Genomic DNA, 18345 nt, shown 5'->3' with positions numbered 1-18345 from the left:
TGCAACGCCATTTCAAGCTATGCCCGGGGGCCGCTCAGGAACCAGAACTCGTGATGAACAACCATTTCCCCGTACGCCGGTCACACCTCGGCCGTGTCAGCGGTCACGCTCGCGACGGGTGGCGAAGCCGGTCTCGTAGGCGAGAACCACGGCCTGCACCCGGTCGGGGAGGCCGAGCTTGGTCAGGATCCGGGCCACGTGGGTCTTGACCGTTGTCTCGGCCACCACCAGGTCGGCGGCGATCTCGGCGTTCGACCGGCCCCGCGACATCGCGCGCAGCACGTCGCGTTCCCGATCCGTCAGGGTGGCCAGCTCCGGCGGTGGGCCACTCGGGGCGGCCGGGGCGGCGAAGCGCTCGACCAGGCGACGGGTGATCGAGGGCTCGATCAGGGAGTCGCCGGTGGCGGCGGCCCGGACGGCCGCGATCAGGCGCGTGGAGGGGGCGTCCTTCAGCAGGAAGCCCGCGGCTCCGGCGCGCAGGGCCCGATAGACGTACTCGTTCTGGTCGAAGGTGGTCAGCACGACGATCGTCGGCGGGCCGGGGTGGCGCAGGATCTCCTCGGTGGCGGCCAGCCCGTCCAGCACGGGCATGCGGATGTCCATCAGGATCACGTCGGGGGTGGTCAGCTGGGATTGGCGGACGGCCTCGGCGCCGGTGCCGGCCTCGGCCACCACCGTGATGTCGCCCTCGGCCTCCAGGATGACGCGGAAGCCCGTGCGGACCAGCGTCTGGTCATCGGCTATCAGCACCCGGATCACACCCGCGATTCTGCCGAAGCGGGAACGACAGCGGGTCATCCCTGAGGAGGATGCCGGACCGCGACATCGTCCTCGAGACAGACGAAGGCTACCCGCGCCGCTCCCTACCGTTCCGGGAAACGAAAGGGGAACGGTCATGAAGAGGACCGACTGGATTCTGGCGGCGCTGCTCACGGCGGGCGGGGCATTGATCATGGTGGAGAACGTCAACGCACCCGGCGGCGAGTCACTGGCTCACCCACTGTCCACCACGACATGGGCCATGCTCCCGGTGTTCCTGCTGGCCACCGTGCCGATTCTGTGGCGGCGGCGCAACATCCTGGCCGTCATCGGGGTCACGGTGGCCGCGATGGCGGTGCACGTGGTGGCGTTCGACTGGGTGACCCGCTGCGGCGCCGGCCTGCCGCTGGCTTTCGCCCTCTCGTACGCGGTGGCCCGCTTCGCCGGAAACATCCGCAACCAGGCGGTGGGGCTGGCCGGAATTGTCGCGTTGATCCTGCTGGTGCTCGTGCGCGACTCGTCGATCGGCGGGCTTCCCGGCGGCCTCGAGCTCGCCCTTCCGGGGTCCGCGCTCTTCTACGGCATCGGCCTGGCGGTCCAGACTAGGAGCACAAGGAAGCAAGCCGTCGCGCCGGCCCCGGAACACGCGGCCGTCTGACGCCGAACGCGGACAGGGAAGCAGGTGCGGCGATGAGCAGGGTCCGGGCCGGCGACTGGCTCGTTGCGGGGTGCCTCACCGCGCTCGGCACCGTGCTCATGGTCTTCGGTGTCACGGCGGACGACGAGCAGATGGCCCGGGACGTCGCCACCGGCGCCATGGCGCACATGCCCGGCTCCCACTCGATCTGGATGATCTCGTTGTTCGCCGCGGCCACCGTTCCGGTGCTGTGGTGGCGTCGCAGTGTTCTGGCGGTCACCGGCGTCGCGCTGGGCGTCATGGTGCTGCACGATCTGCTCTTCGGCTGGGTGACCCGGTGCGGTGCGGGACTGCCGCTGGTGTTCGTGCTGACGTTCCTCGGGGCGCTGGCCTGTCCCCGTACGAAGGCCTGGTTGTCCTTGGCCCTCAATCTGCTGCTCTGCTACGCCGTCCTGGTGGTCGACGCCTCGGCCGGCCCGGACACCATGCTGCTCGCCGGGCCGGTCGCGTTGATTCTCTTCGGCGTCGGCCGGGCGGCAAGGCAGCGCAGCGAGCTCAACCGGCAGTTGCAGAGCCGCGACGAGGAACTGCGGCATCTGCGCGACGAGCGGGCCGCGCTGGTGGTGGCCGACGACCGGGCCCGGCTGTCGCGGCGGCTCGACGGGTTGTTGCAGGAACGGCTCGATCAGCTCGGCCGGGCGGCCGAGTCGGCCGACGGCCTCGAGCCGGCCCGCACCCGGCAATTGCTGGAGTCGATCGAGACGGACAGCCGCCGGACGATGGACGACATGCGCGAGATCGTCGGGCTGCTGCGCGGCGGCGAGGTGGATCTGGCGCCCCCGCCGACCGTCGCGCATCTCGACGCGCTGCTGGCCCGGCCGGGGACGGCGGGCTCGCTGACGGTGACCGGGGATCCGCGGACGCTGCCGGCCACGGTGGAGTTGTCGGCCTACCGGATCGTCGAATATCTGGTCGGGGCGCTGGGCGGGCTCGAGGTGGCGATCCGGTTCGAGCCCGAGGCGCTGGAGATCAGGGTCAACGGGTCGGTCGGCCGGGCCGGCCAGGTTCGCGCGGCGGTGGCCCGGGCTCGGGAACGGGCCCGGTTGCTCGGCGGGTCGGTCGACGTGAAGGTCACCCGCGGCCGGGCGCTGGTGGTGGCCCAGCTGCCGGTGACGAGTTAGATGCTCGAGAGGGCGGCGATCGCGGTCCTGGTCGCCGGGGTGGTCGTGGGACCGACGGCGGTCACCGGGCGGTGGAGCCCCGTGACGTTCCTGCTGCTGGCGAGCGGGCTCACCCTGCTCTGGTGGCGTGCGCACCCGCGCATCGTGACGGTGGCGGGCGGCTCGCTGTGGCTGGCCGCGGCACTGGTCGCGGGCGGCACGCCGTTTCCCGATCCGGCCCTGGTCGTGCTGGCGCTGCTGGCCGGGGTCGCGGCCCTGGCGTTCGGCGGGCGGGCGGCCTGGATGGCGGGTGCGGTGCTGACGGCGTACCTGTGGGCGCTCTGGTTGCTGCTGGACGCGACGTGGGTCGCGCTGGCCATGTTCAGCGTGCCGGCCTTCTTCGCGGGCACGGTGCTGCGTCTTCGCCGCGAGGCCGCGCGGCAGCTGGCCGAGCGCGGGCGCGAGCTGGCCGAGGAGCGGGAGCTGTTCGCCGAGCTGGCACTGCGGCACGAGCGCTCGCGGATCGCGGCCGAGCTGCACGACATCGTCGGTCACGCGATCAGCGTCATGATCATCCAAGCCGCCGCGGGGCAGCGTCTGGCCGACCGCGATCCGGTCCGCGCCCGCGAGGCGCTCGAGGCGATCGCCGAGTCGGCGCGACAGGGACGGGCCGACCTGCAGCGCCTGGTGGACCTGCTGGCCGGTGCCGGCACCGCGGGCCCCGACCTGTCGTTGATCGAGGAAGTGGTGAGCCGCGCGGCCCGCAACGGTCTCGACGTGACCTGCCGCTTCGAGGGCGACCGCGACGGGGTGGCGGCGCCGGTCGCGCACGTCGCCTTCCGCGTCGTGCAGGAGAGCCTGACCAACGCGCTCCGGCACGCTCCCGGCGCCGCGGTGCGGGTGCTCGTCACGGGCACCGAACGGTCCTTGTCCGTACGGGTGGAGAACGACCCGTCCCAGCAGGCCCGCCTGGAACTCGGCGGGACCGGCCAGGGCCTGACCGGGCTGCGCGAACGGGTGCAGGAACAGGGCGGCCGGTTCACCGCGGGAACGGTTCCCGGTGGTGGCTGGCGGGTGGAGGCCGCGCTCCCCGCTACCCTTCGCGGATGAGCAGAGCTGCCGGGATCGTGTTCGCCGCCACCGTGGGGGCGCTGGCCGGGGCCGCCCTGGCCGGACGCCGGAAGATTCCCGCGGCGCTGGCCGGCGCGGCCGCCCTGGCCGCGACCGAGGCCGTGGCCCGGGCCCGGCAGCGGCCCGACGAGGTTCCGCCCCTGTGGTCGCGGATCGTGATGAGCGGCGCGCTGGCGGCCCAGGCGGGCTGCGTCACCAAGGCCGGGCCGCTGCCGGTCGGCCTGGCCGCGGGCGCGGTCGCCGGGGCGCTCGGCCTGCGGCCGCAGAAGGTCGCGCTCGGCCCGGTGGCCGGGGCCGCGGTGGGGGCCGCCTGGCATCTGACCCGCGGGCCCGGCGCCAACCCGGCCGCGGTCGCCGCGAGCGCGGTGGTCGGCTTCCGGGTGCTGTCGGCGGTGCTATTCCGCGATCCGCAGGTCGATCTGCTGGCCGAGCGGGCGACGGCCGGCGAGCTGCCGTTCGTGGTCCCGCTCGAGGCCCGTACGGGCTATGTCGGCACCGACTACGTGCGCGGGCTGGCCGAGGTGCTCGGCGGCACATATCAGGCCGACGCGGCCGACGTGGGCATCGTCGCCTCGCTCGACGACCTGGCCGGCCCCGAATTCGATCCGGCCGGGGTCGATCCGCTCGTCCGCGAGTTCTACGAGCACACCACCCGGTTCCGGCTCGACATCGTGCCCGAGTGGAAGCTCTGGGTGCGCCCCGGATACCTGCTCTACCGCACGCTCGTCGCGCGGCCGCTGGGCCAGGCCAACGTGCCGATGAACCAGCGCGAGACGCTGCGCGGCGTCCGCAGCCGCATCGACACCATCACCCCGGACGGCACGGAGCTGATCGGCGTACGGGGATGGATCCGCTCTTACGCCGACACCGACGAGCCGATCTATGTGGGCATCTACACGACGTACCGGCACGACGGCCGCGGTTACGTCAGCGTCGGCTTCCCGGTGCCGCAGGGCAGTTTCACGGCCACCCTGCTGCCGCGGCCCCGCCCGGGTGGCGGGCTGGTGCTGACCAGCCGCAGCGAGCTCGCCCACCCGGGCCACTACCTGACCTTCATCGACCCGGAGAGCCGCGACCTCACCACCCTCGCGGTGCACGGTTTCACCGAGCAGCTGGACGTCTACACCGAGGACGGCGACCTCAAGGCCGAGCACGCCTTCTCCCTGTACGGGATGCCGTTCCTGGTGCTGCACTACACGATCCACCGCAAGTGAGCGGTTACGCCGCGATGTGCGCCGCCACTGCCTCGAGGACGGGGGCGAGATCGGCGGGGTCGATCGCCGCGTCGGGCCGGAACGGAAGGCGGACGAGCCGTTCGACGCCGTCGGCCCAGATGGTGCGCTCCCCGGGCGCCGGCGCGTGCAGCTCCGACTTCTCGCCGCAGCACGGGCACTCGAAGTAGGCCATGTTCTCGACCCCGCCCAGCACCGGCGTCCGCAGCTCGCGCAGCGTGCTGAGCGTGCGGCCGGTGTCCAGATGAGAGACCTCGGCCGGCGTCACCACCAGGATCGTCGTCACCCGTCCGGCGCCGGAGAGCACGCCCTGCTGCGTGAAGCTGATGCCGGGGGGCAGATCCACGACCAGCGCCTCGATATCGCCCCAGTTCGTTTCCTTGATCAGCCGGCTGAGCATGAGGTCCCCCAGCCCCGACCCGAGCGCGAGCCCCTGGTTGCCGGCCATGAGGAACCCGGCCGACGCGACCTTGAGGCCGCCCACGTCCATCGCTTCCAGCCCGGAGCTGCCCCGGCCGCCGCCCGCCCAGCCCGCGAGGGTGACCGTCCGGGCCGGCACGTCGCGACGTAATCCGAGCATGCGGGGCACATCCGGCCCGGCGATGTCGGCATCGACCAGTCCGGCCCTGCGGCCGTTGCGGACCAGCTCGCGTCCGATGGCAACGGCGACGCTCGACTTTCCCACGCCGCCTTTCCCGCTGGCTACGGCGATGATCGGCAGTGGGGAGCCCCCGGATCGGTCCATGCCGCCACCTTACTGATTCGCGGAGTCCAGGCCTCGCACGCTCACTGGCCGAACGCGACCTCGGCCGGGGCGATGCGTGGGCCGACCCGCCAGGCGTAGGCCAGCACACCGGCGGCGAACAGCGCGATCGCGGCGACCGCGGCGGGCCGGCTGCCGGCCGGCTGGAAGAGCAGGAACGGCGCTTCCCTCCACCCCGGCTCGGCCAGGTTGCCGAACAGCATCTGCAGGACGGTCCAGCAGACCGGCAGCTGCCAGGCCATGCGGATGCCGAACAGGGCGACCCCCAGGCCGATCAGCCCGGTCAGGGCGGCCACGTTGCGCAGGACCGCACCCGGCGGGCCGAACCAGGCGCCGGTGGCCGCGCTGGCCAGCAGCGGCACCGAGGCGAGGGCGGCGAAGACGATCAGGTGCAGCGCGCGGCGGGGTGGCCAGTTCAGCGCCACGCCCGACTCCAGCGAGTCGTCGTCGCCGGCCATCGTCGGGATCAGCGGGGACAGCACGAGCAGGACGGTCAGGACGGCCAGGTTCTCGTTGATGTCCCGGCTGTCGGTGAACAAGCCCCAGCCGCCCCAGGTCAGCACGACCGCGCCGACGGACGCCAGCATCGCCACGGGCAGGCGGCGGGATCGGGCGTACAGGGTGAGCCAGCGCATCACGAGGACGCCTTGCCGGTGAGGATGGCCACCTGGTCGGTGCCCTCGCAGCTGAGCGCGGCGTCGCGCATCGCGGCCACCCGCCGGACCTGCTCCTTCTCGGGCGCGGCGCGCAGGGCGGCCAGAACCTGCTTGACCTCCTGCTGCTGCTCGGGCAATCGCTCGGTGCCGTCGATGACGCCCTCGAGCTCGTCGGTGCCCATCAGCCAGGCGCCGGCCGCGCGCCCGGCCACCGTGTCCCAGCCCTCCTCGCAGCCGTTCCAGTAGGTGCCGGCGCCGACCACGATGTTCTCGACCAGCTGTTCGCTGATCTTGTTGTCGTCCAGCACCAGGTCGAAGTGGAGCGTGCCGGGATCGGGCCGGGTCGTGCCGCCGTTCATCCAGTTCGCGGTGGTGCCGAAGTCGTAGACCTTGTCGGCGCGCCATTCGGCGGCCTTCGTGGGGGCGCCGGGGAGCTTCGCGAGCAACTCCATCGCCTTGCGGACCTGCGGCGCGGCGTCGTCGAGGACGTACGCGTGGACCGCCGTCACGCAGACCTGCGGGGCGCCCTCGGCACACACGAGCTTCTGCGCGCCCGCGTCGACGCCGTAGTGGTCGCTCTGTGACGTGCCCGGCACCGTCGCGGCAGCCACAAGGGCGACGCCCAGCACGGCCACGGCGGCCGCCCGGTGCAGCCACGACCGGCCGGTGGACAACAGATATCCGGCGCCGGCCAGGCCCAGCCCGAGCAGGGTCCAGCCGAGCAGCATCCGGGGCGAGATCGCCTCCCAGTCGTACGACGGGGGCTGCGCCAGCAGCGAGAGGTTGCGCAGCGCCGATGACCCACCGGGGCCGCCGGCCTCGGACAGGCCGATCTCCGCGATCACGGTGACCACGGCGAGCAGCGGCGGAACAAGCGGAGAGGCCCAGGCCCGGCCGGCCGCCAGGCCCAGCCAGACGCCGCCGATCAGGGCGAGCATCCCGGTGAGCGGCCACAGCAGCGCCGTCAGCCCGGCGTAGCTGCCGGTCACCGCGGGCAGGATCCCGGCCACCGCGAAGACCAGCAGGTGGGTGGCCGCGGCGGCCAGACCGAGGACGAGCAGGCCGGGCAGCAAGCGCTGCGCCTTGGGGCGCCCGGTGCTGGCGATCAGCTCGTCGGCGTGGGTGCGCTTCTCGCGGCGGCCCAAGATCGCGCCGCCGGCCAGCGCCAGCGGGAGCAGCAGCAACATCGCGGACCCGTGCACGAAGGAGAACCGGATCCAGGTGGCGTACCAGTCGTTGCCGGACAGCAGCAGCCCGGCGATGCTCGCCGCGCTCAGCAGCAGCACCAGGGTCAGCGCGTTGGAGCGGCGCAGTTCGATTCCCAGCATCCGCTTCATGCCGCGCTCCGGTGGCCGGCCAGGATGGCGCTGTAGCCGCGCTCGGCCGGGCTGTCGCCCACGCCGCCCTGCTCGCCCCGGCTGATCAGGTCGGACGGCCGGCCCTGCCAGACGAGCTTGCCCTGGTTGACCAGGACGACGTCGGTGCAGGCGGCGACCACGTCCTCGACCAGGTGGGTCGAGACCAGCACGCAGCTGTCGGCGCCGAGGTCACGCAGCAGGGTGCGGAACTCCACGCGCTGTTCGGGGTCGAGACCGACGGTCGGTTCGTCCAGCAGGAGCACGTCCGGGGAGTTGACGATGGCCTGGGCCACGCCGACGCGGCGCAGCATGCCGCCGGAGAGCGTCTTGAGCCGGGAGTCGGCCCGGTCGGCCAGCCCGACCCGTTCGACCACGCGCTGCACGGCCTCGGGGATGTCGGCCTTGGGCATCTCGCGCAGCCAGGCCACGTACTCGACGTATTCGCGCACGGTGAACCGGGGGTAGAACCCGAAGTGCTGCGGCAGATAGCCGAGCCGGGACCGCAGGGCCCGCAGCGACCGGCCGTTCGTCGCGTCCTCCCCGAGCAGCCGCAGCCGGCCGCCGGACGGCCGCTCGACTGTGGACAGCGCGCGCATCAGCGTGGTCTTGCCGGCGCCGTTGGGGCCGAGCAGGCCGTACACGCCGACGCCGAGCTTGAGGTCGAGACCGTCGACGGCCAGATGCTTCCCGGCCTTGACCATCAGTCCGTCGGCCTCGATGGGCCAGGCGTTGGTCGACGGACGCAGCTCCGCCGTGCTAACCATGCGTACCAAGGTGTCCTCCAGTTATCGGGGGTTGACGTGCCGGTGGTCGCCGGCGCGCCAGAGGGCAAGAACGGTGCCGGCGACGGCGGCCACGGCCCATCCGGGCACGCTCGCCGGCTCGACCAGGACCGGAACGTCCGAGGTGAAGACGGCCGGGGTCACGACGGCCAGGAACCAGGCCGCGCCCAGTCCCGCGGCCGCCCGCACCACGCCGAACCGGCCACCGAGCAGCAGGGTCGCCGCGGTGAAGGTCAGCGCGGGCAGCAGCCAGAGCGCGGGTGACATGCCGAGCCGCCAGCCGGCCAGGGCCAGCGGCGGCAGCACGACCGCGAGGATCAGCGTCGTGCGGCGCAGCAACAGCTCCAGACCCGCGCGGGCGGTGCCGGCCACAACTTCCCAGCCCGGGTCCGTCCGCCGGGACCAGGCGACGGCCATGCCCACGAGCGGAGCGACCGGCGCCAGCAGCAGCACCAGCGACGGCCTGTCGGGGAAGGACCGGTCGAGCAGGAAGGCGGCGGCCACCGCGGCGCAGATGGTCACCAGCCACGGGACCAGCGACCACGCGGCCCACCGGTGGGCGAGGCGGCGCCAGACGCGCGGGCGGACCGGCTCGGGCCCGGTGCGTACCTCCCGGTCGATCATCACCTGCACGTCGTCGAGCAGCGCGGTCAGCGGCGCCGGGGCGGCGCCGGCCAGGTGCCCCCGGCACTCGGCGCAGTTCTCCAGGTGGACCTCGATGGCCCAGACCGCGGTGTCGTCGAGGGCCGGGTCGCCGGCGGTGTAGGCGGCCAGCGAGCCGCCCGGGATGTGGTCGCTCACGACAGGGCCTCCCGCAGTGTGGTCCGGGCGCGCCGCGCCCTGCTCTTCACGGTTCCCTCGGGCAGCCCGAGGAGAATCGACGTCTCACGGACGGTCAGGCCGTCCAGCACCATCGCGTGCAGCACCGCGCGCAGCTCGGGGGCCAGCCGCGACAGCGCCGCGCCGACCTCGTCGCCGATCGAGCCGGCCAGCGCCTCGTCCTCGGCCGCGGGCATGCTGCGTACGGGAAGCTCCTCGGCCGGTGTCTCCGGGTGGCGGGCCCGCCGGCGCATGGCGTCGACGAGCCGCCGGGCCGCGATGGTCCAGAGCCAGCCGGCCGCGCTGCCGCCGCCCTGCACCCCGGCGAACGAGCCGGCCGCCCGCCAGACCGCGAGGTAGGTGTCCTGCATGACCTCGGCGACCATGCCGTCGTCGGCGCAGCGCCGCCGGAGCCGGACGGCGAGCCACGGCGACGTGCGCCGGTACAGCTCGTCGAACGCGGCCCGATCGGCTCGCGCGACGCGCCGCAACAGCTGTTCCTCGTCCAGCTCGGTCACTCTCACATCCGGTCAGACGACGAGGGACCCCGCCACGGATCACGAAACTCTGTGACGGCGGTCACAATGCCCACTAGTGCACGCCTGTTATCGAATGTGTCCAACCATGTTTCGTTCTGTTGACATCACACATTTGGATGCCTCAATGTGGTCGCAACGCGCCGTTGATCGAAAGGAAACACTCGATGCCGCGATCGCCCGTGCGACCACTCCTCCTTGCGCTGCTGTTGATAACTTCCGTCCTCGCGATCCCCGCCTCCGCCCAGGCCGCTGTGACCGTCCACGGCCTCAAGGGCGAGTACTTCCGGATGTCGGCGCCCGGCGCCCGCGACTTCGCCGAGCTCGGCGGCACGGTCCTCGACCCCAACATCGACCTGCCCGGCCTGGCCGGCACGTTCGAGTCGCTGACCGGCCGCACCGAGCACACGACCGCCCGCTGGACCGGCAAGCTCACGGCCCCGGCCACCGGCGACTACACGTTCTCGATGATCGGCGACAACGGCTTCCGGTTCCTTCTCGACGACCAGCCGGTGATCGACCACTGGGTCGGCGACTGGGACGTCGAGCAGAACAGCGCTCCCGTACGCCTGGTGGCCGGCGAGACCCACACCGTACGCATCGAGATGTTCCAGGACGTCGGCGGCGCGAACCTGTTCCTGCGCTGGGCCGGCGCCGGTCTCGCGAAGCAGATCGTGCCCGAGTCGGCGTTCACCCCGCCGGACGGCTTCCAGGTCTTCCCGGTCACCTTCGCCGTCGACCGGACCGGCACGACGCTGACCGCGAACTTCGACGCGCGCGTGGAGGCCCTGGGCGACCTGGCCCAGCACCTGAAGGTCGAGGTCGACACCACCCCGTTCCCGATCAGGTCGGTCCGGCGGGACGGCAAGAAGATCGTGGTCAAGCTGGGCGCGACGGTGCAGAAGAACCAGCGCGTTCGGGTCAGCTACGACGGCGCCGGCGGCCTGGTCGTCGGCGGCGAGACCGTGCCGCAGCTTCAGCGCTCGGCCACCAACAACTCGGCCCACCGGCTGCTGACCCCGTGGGGCGAGAAGCTCAACCGCAACAAGCCGCTGCCCGAATACCCGCGCCCGCAGCTGGTCCGCAAGGATTGGCTCAACCTGAACGGGCCGTGGGAGTTCGCCGGGGCCGAGGCGGGCGAGCAGCCGGTCTTCGGCCGGAAGCTGGCCGAGAAGATCACCGTGCCGTTCCCGGTCGAGTCGCAGCTGTCCGGCATCGAGCGGCGCGAGGACCACATGTTCTATCGCAAGCTCGTCACCGTGCCCGGCGGCTGGCGGAACAAGCAGGTCAAGCTCAACTTCGGCGCGGTCGACTACCAGGCCAAGGTCTGGGTCAACGGCAAGCTGGTCACCGAGCACACCGGCGGCTACAACGCCTTCACCGCCGACATCACCGGCGCGCTCAAGAAGAACGGGCCGCAGGAGATCATCGTCGCGGTCACCGACGTGACCGGGCCCGATCAGCCCAAGGGCAAGCAGTCGCTCAACCCGGGCGGCATCGTCTACGAGCCCTCGTCGGGCATCTGGCAGACGGTGTGGATGGAGCCGGTGGTCGCGGCGGGCATCGACGAGGTGGTCACCACCCCGGCGCTCGACTCCGTCACCGTCCAGGTCAACTCGGCCTCCACCGCCAGGGTCACCGCCACCGCCCTCGACAAGCGGGGCAAGAAGGTCGCCACGGTGTCGGGTGCGCCCAGCACACCGCTGACCTTGAAGATCGCCAAGCCGCAGCTCTGGAGCCCGGACAACCCCTACCTCTACGACCTCGAGGTCAAGCAGGGCAATGACGCCGTACGCAGCTACTTCGGCCTGCGCACGGTCGCGGTGCAGAAGGTCGGCGGCTTCCCCAAGCTCGTCCTCAACGGCAAGCCGATCTTCTCGCTGGCCACGCTCGACCAGGGCTTCTGGCCGGACGGCCTCTACACCCCGCCCAGCGACGCGGCCCTGAAGTTCGACCTGGTGGAGACCAAGAAGCTCGGCTTCAACGCGGTCCGCAAGCACATCAAGGTCGAGCCGGCCCGCTTCTATCGCCACGCCGACGAGCTGGGCCTGCTGGTCTGGCAGGACTTCGTCTCCTCCGACATCACCTCGACGGCCGGTCAGCAGGCGTTCCTGAGCCAGGGCCGCGAGATGATGAAGCAGCTGCACAGCTACCCGTCGATCATCGGCTGGATTGTGTTCAACGAGGGCTGGGGCGAGTGGAACCGGGAAGAGACCGGGCGCATCGCCGAGCAGATGAAGGCGGCCGACCCGTCGCGCATCCTCAACGCGCACAGCGGCGTGAACTGCTGCGCCTCCAAGGGTGACTCGGGCAAGGGCGACGTGATCGACCACCACGACTACGTCAACAACGACCCGCCCTACCCGGACGCGACCCGCATCGCCATGGACGGCGAGCACGGCGGCTTCACGCTGCGCACTCCGGGGCACATGTGGCCCGGGCCGCCGGCGGTCATCTACAGCGGGGTCGCCGACAAGGCCGCGCTGACCGCGAAGTACGTCGACAACACCGACCGCTTCTATCGGGAGGCGGCCGGGGCCGAGCTGTCCGGTTCGGTGTACACCCAGATCACCGACCTCGAGACCGAGCTGAACGGGCTCTGGACCTACGACCGCCGGGAAATCAAGGTCGACCCCGCGCCCGTACGGGCCGTGAACGCCGCGGTGATCAAGGCGGGCGCGAACGCCGCCTCGGACGCGACGTTCCCCGGCCGGGGCGACTGGACCCTGGACGAGGGCACCGGCACGACCGCCCGCGACAGCAGCGGAAGCGGGGCGGACCTGACCCTGACCGGTGACACCGCGTGGGCGCCGGGCGCGAAGGGCTCGGCGCTGACCTTCGACGGTGACGGCGACTCGGCCGACACCCGGGCGCCGGTGCTCGACACCACCAAGGACTACACGATCTCGGCCTGGGTGTCGCTCGACGAGCTGCCCGGCAACTACGCGTCCGCGGTCAGCCAGGACGGCCGCGCCCGCGAGAACCCGTTCTATCTGCAGTACGGGCAGGGCGCGTTCGCCTTCAGCACGCCCGGCGGCAACCGGGCCCGGCTGGCGGTCACGCCCGAGCTCAACCGCTGGTATCACCTGACCGGGGTGCGCGACCACGCCACCGGTGAGGCGCGGTTGTACGTCGACGGCAAGCGGGTGGCCGCGGTTCCGGCCGGTCCCGACGTGATCAGCACCGGCCCGTTGTCGATCGGCCGGGCCAAGTACGCCGGCAACAAGACCGACTTCTGGTCGGGCGGCGTCGACCAGGTGCACGCCTACAACCGCGCGCTGACCGACGAGGAGGTCGCGGCCCTGCACACGGCCGAGACCCCCTGACCCCGTTTCCCCGTACGAGGCCCGGCCCTTCCCCGTCAGGAAAGGCCGGGCCTGTTCGTGTGCCTATGGTTGATCGCATGTTTCGCGACGAAGACCTGGCCCTGCTCGCCCGCCCGCTCTACGCCTTCCTGACCGTCGCCCCGCGCGGCGACCGCTGGCCCGCACCGCGCCCGGTGTGGTTCGAGCAGGCCGGGGACCGCACCCTGCAGATGTTCTCCGACCCGGACGCACCGAAGCTGAAGCAGCTTCGCGAGCAGCCCCGGGCGTCCGTCGTCGTGTCCGCCCCCACCGGCGAGCCCGAGCACTGGGTCTCGGTCGAGGGCACGGTCACCCTGCACGACGACGGCGGCGCCGAACTGGCCGCCCGCCTGGCCGACCGTTACTACGACATGAGTGACCCGGCCCACCAGAAGCTGGTCGAACAGTGGCGGGCCGGCGGCGTCACCCGCATCGTGCTGCACCCGGTGAGGGTGAACCGCTTCTCGGCCTGAGGGCCGGCGGCGATTCAGTCGAACTTGAGGTCGCCCGTGCGGGTGCGCTTGAGCTCAAAGAAGTCGGGATATCCGGCCAGGGCGACGGCGCCGTCGAAGATCTTGGCGGCCTGGTCGCCGCGCGGGATGCTGGTGAGCACCGGGCCGAAGAAGGCCACGCCGTCGATGTGGATGGTCGGGGTGCCGACGTCCTCACCGACCGGGTCCATGCCCTCGTGGTGGCTCTTGCGCAGGGCCTCGTCGTAGTCGGTGCTGGTCGCGGCCCCGGCCAGCTCGGCCGGCAGACCCACTTCGGCCAGCGATTCGCGGATGACCGCCTCGAAGTCCTTGTTTCCCTGGTTGTGGATGCGGGTGCCGAGTGCGGTGTAGAGGTCGCGCAGCACTTCCTGGCCGTGCTGCTCGGCGGCCGCCATGACCACGCGGACCGTGCCGAGGGAACGGTCGATCAGGTCGCGGTACCAGTCGTCGAGGTGGCGGTTCTCGTTCAGGACGTACAGGCTCATCACCCGGAAGCGCAGGTCGAGGTCGCGCTGCTTCTCCACCTCGAGGATCCAGCGCGAGCTGATCCAGGCGAAGGGGCAGGCCGGGTCGAAGAAGAAGTCAACTTTCGTCACGGCTCAACGGTACTCAGCCGGCGGCCGGTCCGAGGCGCCAATCCGGGCCTGTCCGACCGGACCAATTCCATCGACGCCCTTGACTGCGAGGTCGGCAATCCGACTACTCTGAACAAGACTTACTAATTCGTACGCAGGAGGTCTTGTCGATGCTCGCGGCGCTGCTCTCGGTTGTGATGCTGGCCGGCTCCCCCGTGGCGGTGACGCACCCCGCCCCGGCCCGCGAGTGCGCCGCGCCGTCGATCGACCGCTATCAGCAGTGGCTGGCCAGCGGCGAGGGCACCACGGTCCCGGCGACCGGCAGCATGCTCGTCCCCGGCCGCCACGGCCGCTACACCGCGAAGATCAGCTTCCGCAACGACGAGTGGCACGTGGCGGTGCTGTGGCTGGCCAACGAGTTCGAGGCGCAGGCCGACCTGTCGCGATCGGCCGGTTTCCGCCTGACCTACAGCGCCACCGACGACGTCTATCTGCAGCTGCGCCCGGCCTCACACTGGAGCGGCGGCGCCCAGTGGGCCACCCGGATCCCGTCGACGCACGGCCGCACGGTGACGCGGTTCTTCAGCTTCCGCCCGTCCGCGTGGACCTCCGTGCCCGAGCTGGGCGCCCCGGCGCACTCCTTCGCCACGGCCGTGAGCGAGGCGCGGGGCTTCGTGTTCGTCGGCAAGACCCCGAACGAGCTCGAGTTCCGCGGCCTGCGGGTCGATCGCTACACCCCGCCCTGCCTCTGACAGTCTGCTTGGGTGAGTACGGGTGCGGCCCTGGCCTTCGTCATCGTCGTGGCGGCGCGGTTCCTGCTGCCGCTGGCCATCCCGTACTACCCCCTGCCCGCCGTCCTCGCCTGCCTGGTGCTCGACGGCGTCGACCAGACGATCTTCCAGTCGTTCGGCTACGACCCGCCCGGCTACCAGGCGTACGACAAGGCGATGGACGTGTTCTATCTGGCCATCGCCTATCTGTCGACGCTGCGGAACTGGGCCGTCGAGCCGGCGTTCCGGATCGCGCGGTTCCTGTTCTACTTCCGGCTCGCCGGCGCGCTGATCTTCGAGCTGACGCAGCTGCGGTGGCTGCTGCTCGTGTTCCCCAACGTCTTCGAGTACTTCTTCATCGCGTACGAGACAATTCGCTCCCGATGGTCTCCGATGACGCTGCTCGTCGGCTGGTGGCTGAGCGCGGCCGGGCTGATCTGGGTGGTCGTCAAGCTGCCGCAGGAGTGGTGGCTGCACGTCGCGCAGCTCGACGTCACCGACGAGCTGGCCGCGCACCGGTGGGCCGTCGTCGTGCTCGTCGCGCTGCCGGCCGGGCTGGCCGTGGTGTTCCAGCGGGCGGTCCGGCCCCGGCTTCGCCCCACCGACTGGAACTGGCAATTCCGCCCCGAGCGGCTGCCCGAGGCGATCGACGAGCCGCACGAGCAGAGCGCCTGGCGGGTCCGCAACGACCGGGTCTGGTCGTGGAACACCTTCGAGAAGGCCGTACTGCTCGGCCTGATCTGCAGCATCTTCGCCCGGATGCTGCCCGATTACACCGGCTCGACGAGCAACCTGTTCGCCGGTGTCGCGGTCACGGTGGTCGTCAACGCCGCGATCTCGCTGGCCGTCGCCCGCCGCAGCTGGACGATCCGCTCCACCGTGCTGGCTTTCCTCGCCCGCCTGCTCGTGAACGTCGCCCTGGCCGCCGTGGCCAACTGGATCCTCGACAACCAGATCGACGGCTACGACACCCTGGTCTTCCTGGTGATGATCTCGCTGATCACGACGCTGCACGACCGCTGGCGGCCGGTCCACGAATACCGCCGGCTCCGCGCCTGAACCGCCGCGCCGGGCCTCGTCCCGGGCCGGTTTCGTCCCGGGCCCGGCAGCGCGCGGGGCACCGGCCGCGGGTGCGGCCGGTGCCCCGGGACAGCGCGTTGGTTCAGTTGGTCCAGAAGACGTAGACCGCGCCGTACTTGACGGCCTTGGTCTGGGTGCCGGTGCAGGCCTCGGTGGGGACGGTGCCGCCGGAGGTGAGCAGGCGGTTGATGTAGGTGGCCTTGCCCAGGACGCCCGAACCGGTGCTGGAGTCGACCTTGAGCAGCAGCTCGGCGATCGTGCCGGCGCGCACGCTCTCGGCCTCCTTCTTGGCCGTCACCTTCGAGCCGTCGCGGGTGGACTCCCAGGTCGGACCGCCGTAGTGGTGGACGCGGCCGCCGGTGCCGATCAGCTGCGCCTCGGGGGTGGAGGCGGTCCCGTACTTCCCTCCGGCGCAGGTGTAGGTCTGGGTGCCGGAGGCGACGATGTAGGCGCCGATCGGCTTGGAGCCCTTGGGCGGCTTGATGGCCGCGGGGATGCCGGGGATCGAGACGGCTCGGGCGTCCGGTCCGACGGCGGCCGGCGCGACGGGCGCCCGCTCCGCGGCTGAGGCGTTGAAGGTCACGGCGCCGGCGGTGGCCACTACGGCCACCATTCCCACCCCTGCGGCGGCGCGGACACGAGAACGCTTCGTGTTGAGCATGAGAACTCCTCATTTGGGGGCGTGAGCGTCGCCCCTTCGCCCGGCAACACGGATCTTCGAGCCCGGCGGATTGAGATGAACGTCAATGAGGTCCGTTCGTCCCTCATGGAATGTACGAACGGACCATCTTGTATTTACGCTGCTCAAACCAGGGATGCATCGTTAATGCGGGCTTAACCGAGAGGACAACTAAAGAGCCGGGAAAGTGATCCGGACGACGGCGCGATCGGGCCGGCCCTGCGACGATCTGATCATGGATCGTCTGACGCAACTGGCCCACGACACCCTGCTCCGCGTGTTCGGCGAGCGTGACCCGCAGGCGCGGGCCGCGGCCATCGCCGAGATCTACGCCGAGGACGTCGTCTTCACCGACGCCGAGGAGGAGCTGACCGGCCGCGACGCCCTCGACGCCAAGGCCCAGAAGCTGCTCGACCAGGCTCCCGGCTTCGTGTTCCAGCCGCTGGGCCCGGTGCAGACGGTGGGCAACCTCGCCATGCTGGCCTGGCAGCTCGGCCCGGCGGGCGCGCCGCCGGTGGTCACGGGGGTGGACATCTCGATCATGGAGAACGACCGGATCGCCAAGCTTTACACCATCGTGAACGAGGCCCCGGCCGCCTGACGGCGATCCGGGGCCTTGACGTTCGGGCGAATCAGGACTTGAAAGCGTCCTTGATGTTCTCGCCGGCCTGCTTGAGCTTCGACTTGCTCTGGTCGGTCTTGCCCTCGGCCTCGAGCTGCTCGTCGTCCGTGGCCCGGCCGACGCCCTCCTTGACCTTGCCGCCAACTTCCTCGGCCTTGTTGTCAACCTTGTCGTCGAATGCCATGACAGCCTCCACATCGTCGTGCGAACGATGAGGAGGTACCCGTGCTTGCTGAGCGGCAATCATTTTGCCGCCACCGACTCGGTCACAGGGTGTCGCAGACCGGGGTGGCCCGGCGGGAGGGTACGGCGGATGACCCACCAGCTCACGGCCAGGCAGGCGGCCACCAGCGGCCAGGTGAGAGCCACCCGCATCACCCCCAGGGCGAAAACCTCTCCGGCCGCGTAAAGGGGCAGAAACACCGCCACCCGTACGACGTACTGCAGCACCCACACCCAGCTGGCCAGCCCGTACGACCGCAGCAGCGCCGGATCACGCCGCCACCGGGTCTTCTGCCCGAGCACCCCGCCGACCACGATGCCCAGCAACGGCCACCGGATCACGATGCTGACCGCCCAGGCCAGCGCGCTGGCGGCGTTGCTGAACAGCTGGATCAGGAAGAAGTCTTCGGCCCGGCCGGTGTACAGCGCGATCAGCGCGGCCACGCACACGCCGAGCAGGCCGATGACCACCGCCCGGGGTTTGTCGCCGTGACGCAGCCGCCAGGCCGACAAGGCCAGCGCGAAGACGACGGCCACGATCGCGCCGGCCACGATCGACCGGCCGAACACCAGCCAGCCCGCCACGAACCCGACCGTGGGCAGCGTGGCGTCGATCGCGGCGCGCCGCCCGTTCAGCAGTTGTGCGAGCGACTCCGGCTGCGTCATCCCCACCCCGTTCCCCCCAGGTTAGGAAAGCCTAACCGCAGCCGGAGCCGTGCCTCACCGCAG

Annotated in this window: 20 protein-coding genes; 9 read left to right on the top strand and 11 right to left on the bottom strand. The window is 71.3% G+C overall.

Annotation, left to right across the window (positions count from 1 at the left end; translation table 11 throughout):
• Positions 1-96: 96 nt before the first annotated feature.
• A complete protein-coding gene (locus ACZ3I4_RS41235) occupies positions 97-759 on the bottom strand; it encodes a response regulator transcription factor (protein WP_465387576.1) in 663 nt (220 codons plus the stop codon).
• Between the two features lie 136 nt (positions 760-895).
• Between ACZ3I4_RS41235 and ACZ3I4_RS41230 the strand changes: the two genes are divergently transcribed.
• The 4 genes from ACZ3I4_RS41230 to ACZ3I4_RS41215 are packed head-to-tail and all read left to right on the top strand — an operon-like array spanning position 896 to position 4901.
• Positions 896-1417, top strand: a complete 522-nt coding sequence (locus tag ACZ3I4_RS41230; RefSeq protein WP_465387575.1) for a hypothetical protein — start codon at positions 896-898, stop codon at positions 1415-1417.
• Positions 1418-1449: 32 nt separating this feature from the next.
• On the top strand, positions 1450-2577 hold the full coding sequence (locus ACZ3I4_RS41225) for a sensor histidine kinase (RefSeq protein ID WP_465387574.1): 1128 nt from the start codon (positions 1450-1452) through the stop codon (positions 2575-2577).
• A complete protein-coding gene (locus ACZ3I4_RS41220) occupies positions 2578-3666 on the top strand; it encodes a sensor histidine kinase (RefSeq protein ID WP_465387573.1) in 1089 nt (362 codons plus the stop codon). It abuts the gene before it with no gap.
• Positions 3663-4901 carry a hypothetical protein gene (locus tag ACZ3I4_RS41215; protein ID WP_465387572.1) on the top strand — a complete coding sequence of 413 codons (1239 nt, stop codon included), beginning with the start codon at positions 3663-3665 and terminating at the stop codon, positions 4899-4901. The genes ACZ3I4_RS41220 and ACZ3I4_RS41215 overlap by 4 nt, the downstream gene beginning before the upstream one ends.
• Positions 4902-4905: 4 nt before the next feature.
• On the opposite strand, the gene ACZ3I4_RS41210 is transcribed toward ACZ3I4_RS41215, so the two are convergent.
• From ACZ3I4_RS41210 to ACZ3I4_RS41185, 6 genes are read right to left on the bottom strand one after another with little or no spacing between them, the layout of a single operon-like run.
• Positions 4906-5664, bottom strand: a complete 759-nt coding sequence (locus ACZ3I4_RS41210; RefSeq protein WP_465387571.1) for a P-loop NTPase — start codon at positions 5662-5664, stop codon at positions 4906-4908.
• Positions 5665-5705: 41 nt separating this feature from the next.
• Complete coding sequence (locus tag ACZ3I4_RS41205) at positions 5706-6320, bottom strand: hypothetical protein (RefSeq protein WP_465387570.1); 615 nt, start codon at positions 6318-6320, stop codon at positions 5706-5708.
• Positions 6317-7675 carry a hypothetical protein gene (locus tag ACZ3I4_RS41200; RefSeq protein ID WP_465387569.1) on the bottom strand — a complete coding sequence of 453 codons (1359 nt, stop codon included), beginning with the start codon at positions 7673-7675 and terminating at the stop codon, positions 6317-6319. Before ACZ3I4_RS41200 ends, ACZ3I4_RS41205 begins: the two co-directional genes overlap by 4 nt.
• Complete coding sequence (locus ACZ3I4_RS41195; RefSeq protein ID WP_465387568.1) at positions 7672-8460, bottom strand: ABC transporter ATP-binding protein; 789 nt, start codon at positions 8458-8460, stop codon at positions 7672-7674. The genes ACZ3I4_RS41200 and ACZ3I4_RS41195 overlap by 4 nt, the downstream gene beginning before the upstream one ends.
• A 21-nt stretch (positions 8461-8481) precedes the next feature.
• Positions 8482-9279: a zf-HC2 domain-containing protein gene (locus tag ACZ3I4_RS41190; RefSeq protein WP_465387567.1), complete on the bottom strand. Its 798-nt coding sequence runs from the start codon at positions 9277-9279 to the stop codon at positions 8482-8484.
• Positions 9276-9815, bottom strand: a complete 540-nt coding sequence (locus ACZ3I4_RS41185; RefSeq protein WP_465387566.1) for an RNA polymerase sigma factor — start codon at positions 9813-9815, stop codon at positions 9276-9278. The genes ACZ3I4_RS41190 and ACZ3I4_RS41185 overlap by 4 nt, the downstream gene beginning before the upstream one ends.
• 200 nt (positions 9816-10015) lie before the next feature.
• Between ACZ3I4_RS41185 and ACZ3I4_RS41180 the strand changes: the two genes are divergently transcribed.
• Entirely contained in the window at positions 10016-13159 is a 3144-nt protein-coding gene (locus tag ACZ3I4_RS41180; RefSeq protein WP_465387565.1) for a LamG-like jellyroll fold domain-containing protein, read from the top strand.
• Positions 13160-13236: 77 nt separating this feature from the next.
• Positions 13237-13650, top strand: a complete 414-nt coding sequence (locus ACZ3I4_RS41175; protein WP_465387564.1) for a pyridoxamine 5'-phosphate oxidase family protein — start codon at positions 13237-13239, stop codon at positions 13648-13650.
• A 14-nt stretch (positions 13651-13664) separates the two neighbouring features.
• On the opposite strand, the gene ACZ3I4_RS41170 is transcribed toward ACZ3I4_RS41175, so the two are convergent.
• On the bottom strand, positions 13665-14264 hold the full coding sequence (locus ACZ3I4_RS41170) for a mycothiol-dependent nitroreductase Rv2466c family protein (RefSeq protein WP_465387563.1): 600 nt from the start codon (positions 14262-14264) through the stop codon (positions 13665-13667).
• A gap of 149 nt (positions 14265-14413) precedes the next feature.
• On the opposite strand from ACZ3I4_RS41170, the gene ACZ3I4_RS41165 reads away from it, so the two are divergent.
• Together ACZ3I4_RS41165 and ACZ3I4_RS41160 are read left to right on the top strand one after the other, a co-directional pair.
• The gene (locus ACZ3I4_RS41165; protein ID WP_465387702.1) at positions 14414-14995 is read left to right on the top strand and encodes a hypothetical protein; all 582 of its coding nucleotides are present in this window, start codon (positions 14414-14416) and stop codon (positions 14993-14995) included.
• Positions 14996-15007: 12 nt separating this feature from the next.
• Entirely contained in the window at positions 15008-16072 is a 1065-nt protein-coding gene (locus tag ACZ3I4_RS41160; protein ID WP_465387562.1) for a hypothetical protein, read from the top strand.
• A 103-nt stretch (positions 16073-16175) separates the two neighbouring features.
• On the opposite strand, the gene ACZ3I4_RS41155 is transcribed toward ACZ3I4_RS41160, so the two are convergent.
• A complete protein-coding gene (locus ACZ3I4_RS41155) occupies positions 16176-16754 on the bottom strand; it encodes a DUF3455 domain-containing protein (RefSeq protein WP_465387561.1) in 579 nt (192 codons plus the stop codon).
• A gap of 253 nt (positions 16755-17007) precedes the next feature.
• On the opposite strand from ACZ3I4_RS41155, the gene ACZ3I4_RS41150 reads away from it, so the two are divergent.
• Complete coding sequence (locus ACZ3I4_RS41150; RefSeq protein ID WP_465387560.1) at positions 17008-17373, top strand: nuclear transport factor 2 family protein; 366 nt, start codon at positions 17008-17010, stop codon at positions 17371-17373.
• 31 nt (positions 17374-17404) lie between these two features.
• Here the strand turns inward: ACZ3I4_RS41150 and ACZ3I4_RS41145 are convergent, their stop codons facing one another.
• Positions 17405-17578 (bottom strand): CsbD family protein, encoded by a 174-nt coding sequence (locus ACZ3I4_RS41145; protein WP_465387559.1) that lies wholly within the window; start codon positions 17576-17578, stop codon positions 17405-17407.
• Between the two features lie 59 nt (positions 17579-17637).
• Complete coding sequence (locus ACZ3I4_RS41140) at positions 17638-18282, bottom strand: DUF3159 domain-containing protein (protein ID WP_465387558.1); 645 nt, start codon at positions 18280-18282, stop codon at positions 17638-17640.
• Positions 18283-18345: the final 63 nt, after the last annotated feature.

It is taken from the genome of Actinoplanes sp. NPDC021490, from assembly GCF_055562135.1.
The sequence above is the reverse complement of the archived record's forward strand: the minus strand, read 5'-3'. Positions and strand labels throughout refer to the sequence as shown.

Coding starts and splice junctions, on each gene's coding strand:
- ACZ3I4_RS41215 (WP_465387572.1), top strand. CDS start 3,663: ATGAGCAGAGCTGCCGGGATCGTGTTCGCCGCCACCGTGGGGGCGCTG.
- ACZ3I4_RS41155 (WP_465387561.1), bottom strand. CDS start 16,754: ATGCTCAACACGAAGCGTTCTCGTGTCCGCGCCGCCGCAGGGGTGGGA.
- ACZ3I4_RS41225 (WP_465387574.1), top strand. CDS start 1,450: ATGAGCAGGGTCCGGGCCGGCGACTGGCTCGTTGCGGGGTGCCTCACC.
- ACZ3I4_RS41165 (WP_465387702.1), top strand. CDS start 14,414: ATGCTCGCGGCGCTGCTCTCGGTTGTGATGCTGGCCGGCTCCCCCGTG.
- ACZ3I4_RS41210 (WP_465387571.1), bottom strand. CDS start 5,664: ATGGACCGATCCGGGGGCTCCCCACTGCCGATCATCGCCGTAGCCAGC.
- ACZ3I4_RS41145 (WP_465387559.1), bottom strand. CDS start 17,578: ATGGCATTCGACGACAAGGTTGACAACAAGGCCGAGGAAGTTGGCGGC.
- ACZ3I4_RS41230 (WP_465387575.1), top strand. CDS start 896: ATGAAGAGGACCGACTGGATTCTGGCGGCGCTGCTCACGGCGGGCGGG.
- ACZ3I4_RS41175 (WP_465387564.1), top strand. CDS start 13,237: ATGTTTCGCGACGAAGACCTGGCCCTGCTCGCCCGCCCGCTCTACGCC.
- ACZ3I4_RS41200 (WP_465387569.1), bottom strand. CDS start 7,675: ATGAAGCGGATGCTGGGAATCGAACTGCGCCGCTCCAACGCGCTGACC.
- ACZ3I4_RS41220 (WP_465387573.1), top strand. CDS start 2,578: ATGCTCGAGAGGGCGGCGATCGCGGTCCTGGTCGCCGGGGTGGTCGTG.
- ACZ3I4_RS41140 (WP_465387558.1), bottom strand. CDS start 18,282: ATGACGCAGCCGGAGTCGCTCGCACAACTGCTGAACGGGCGGCGCGCC.
- ACZ3I4_RS41195 (WP_465387568.1), bottom strand. CDS start 8,460: ATGGTTAGCACGGCGGAGCTGCGTCCGTCGACCAACGCCTGGCCCATC.
- ACZ3I4_RS41150 (WP_465387560.1), top strand. CDS start 17,008: ATGGATCGTCTGACGCAACTGGCCCACGACACCCTGCTCCGCGTGTTC.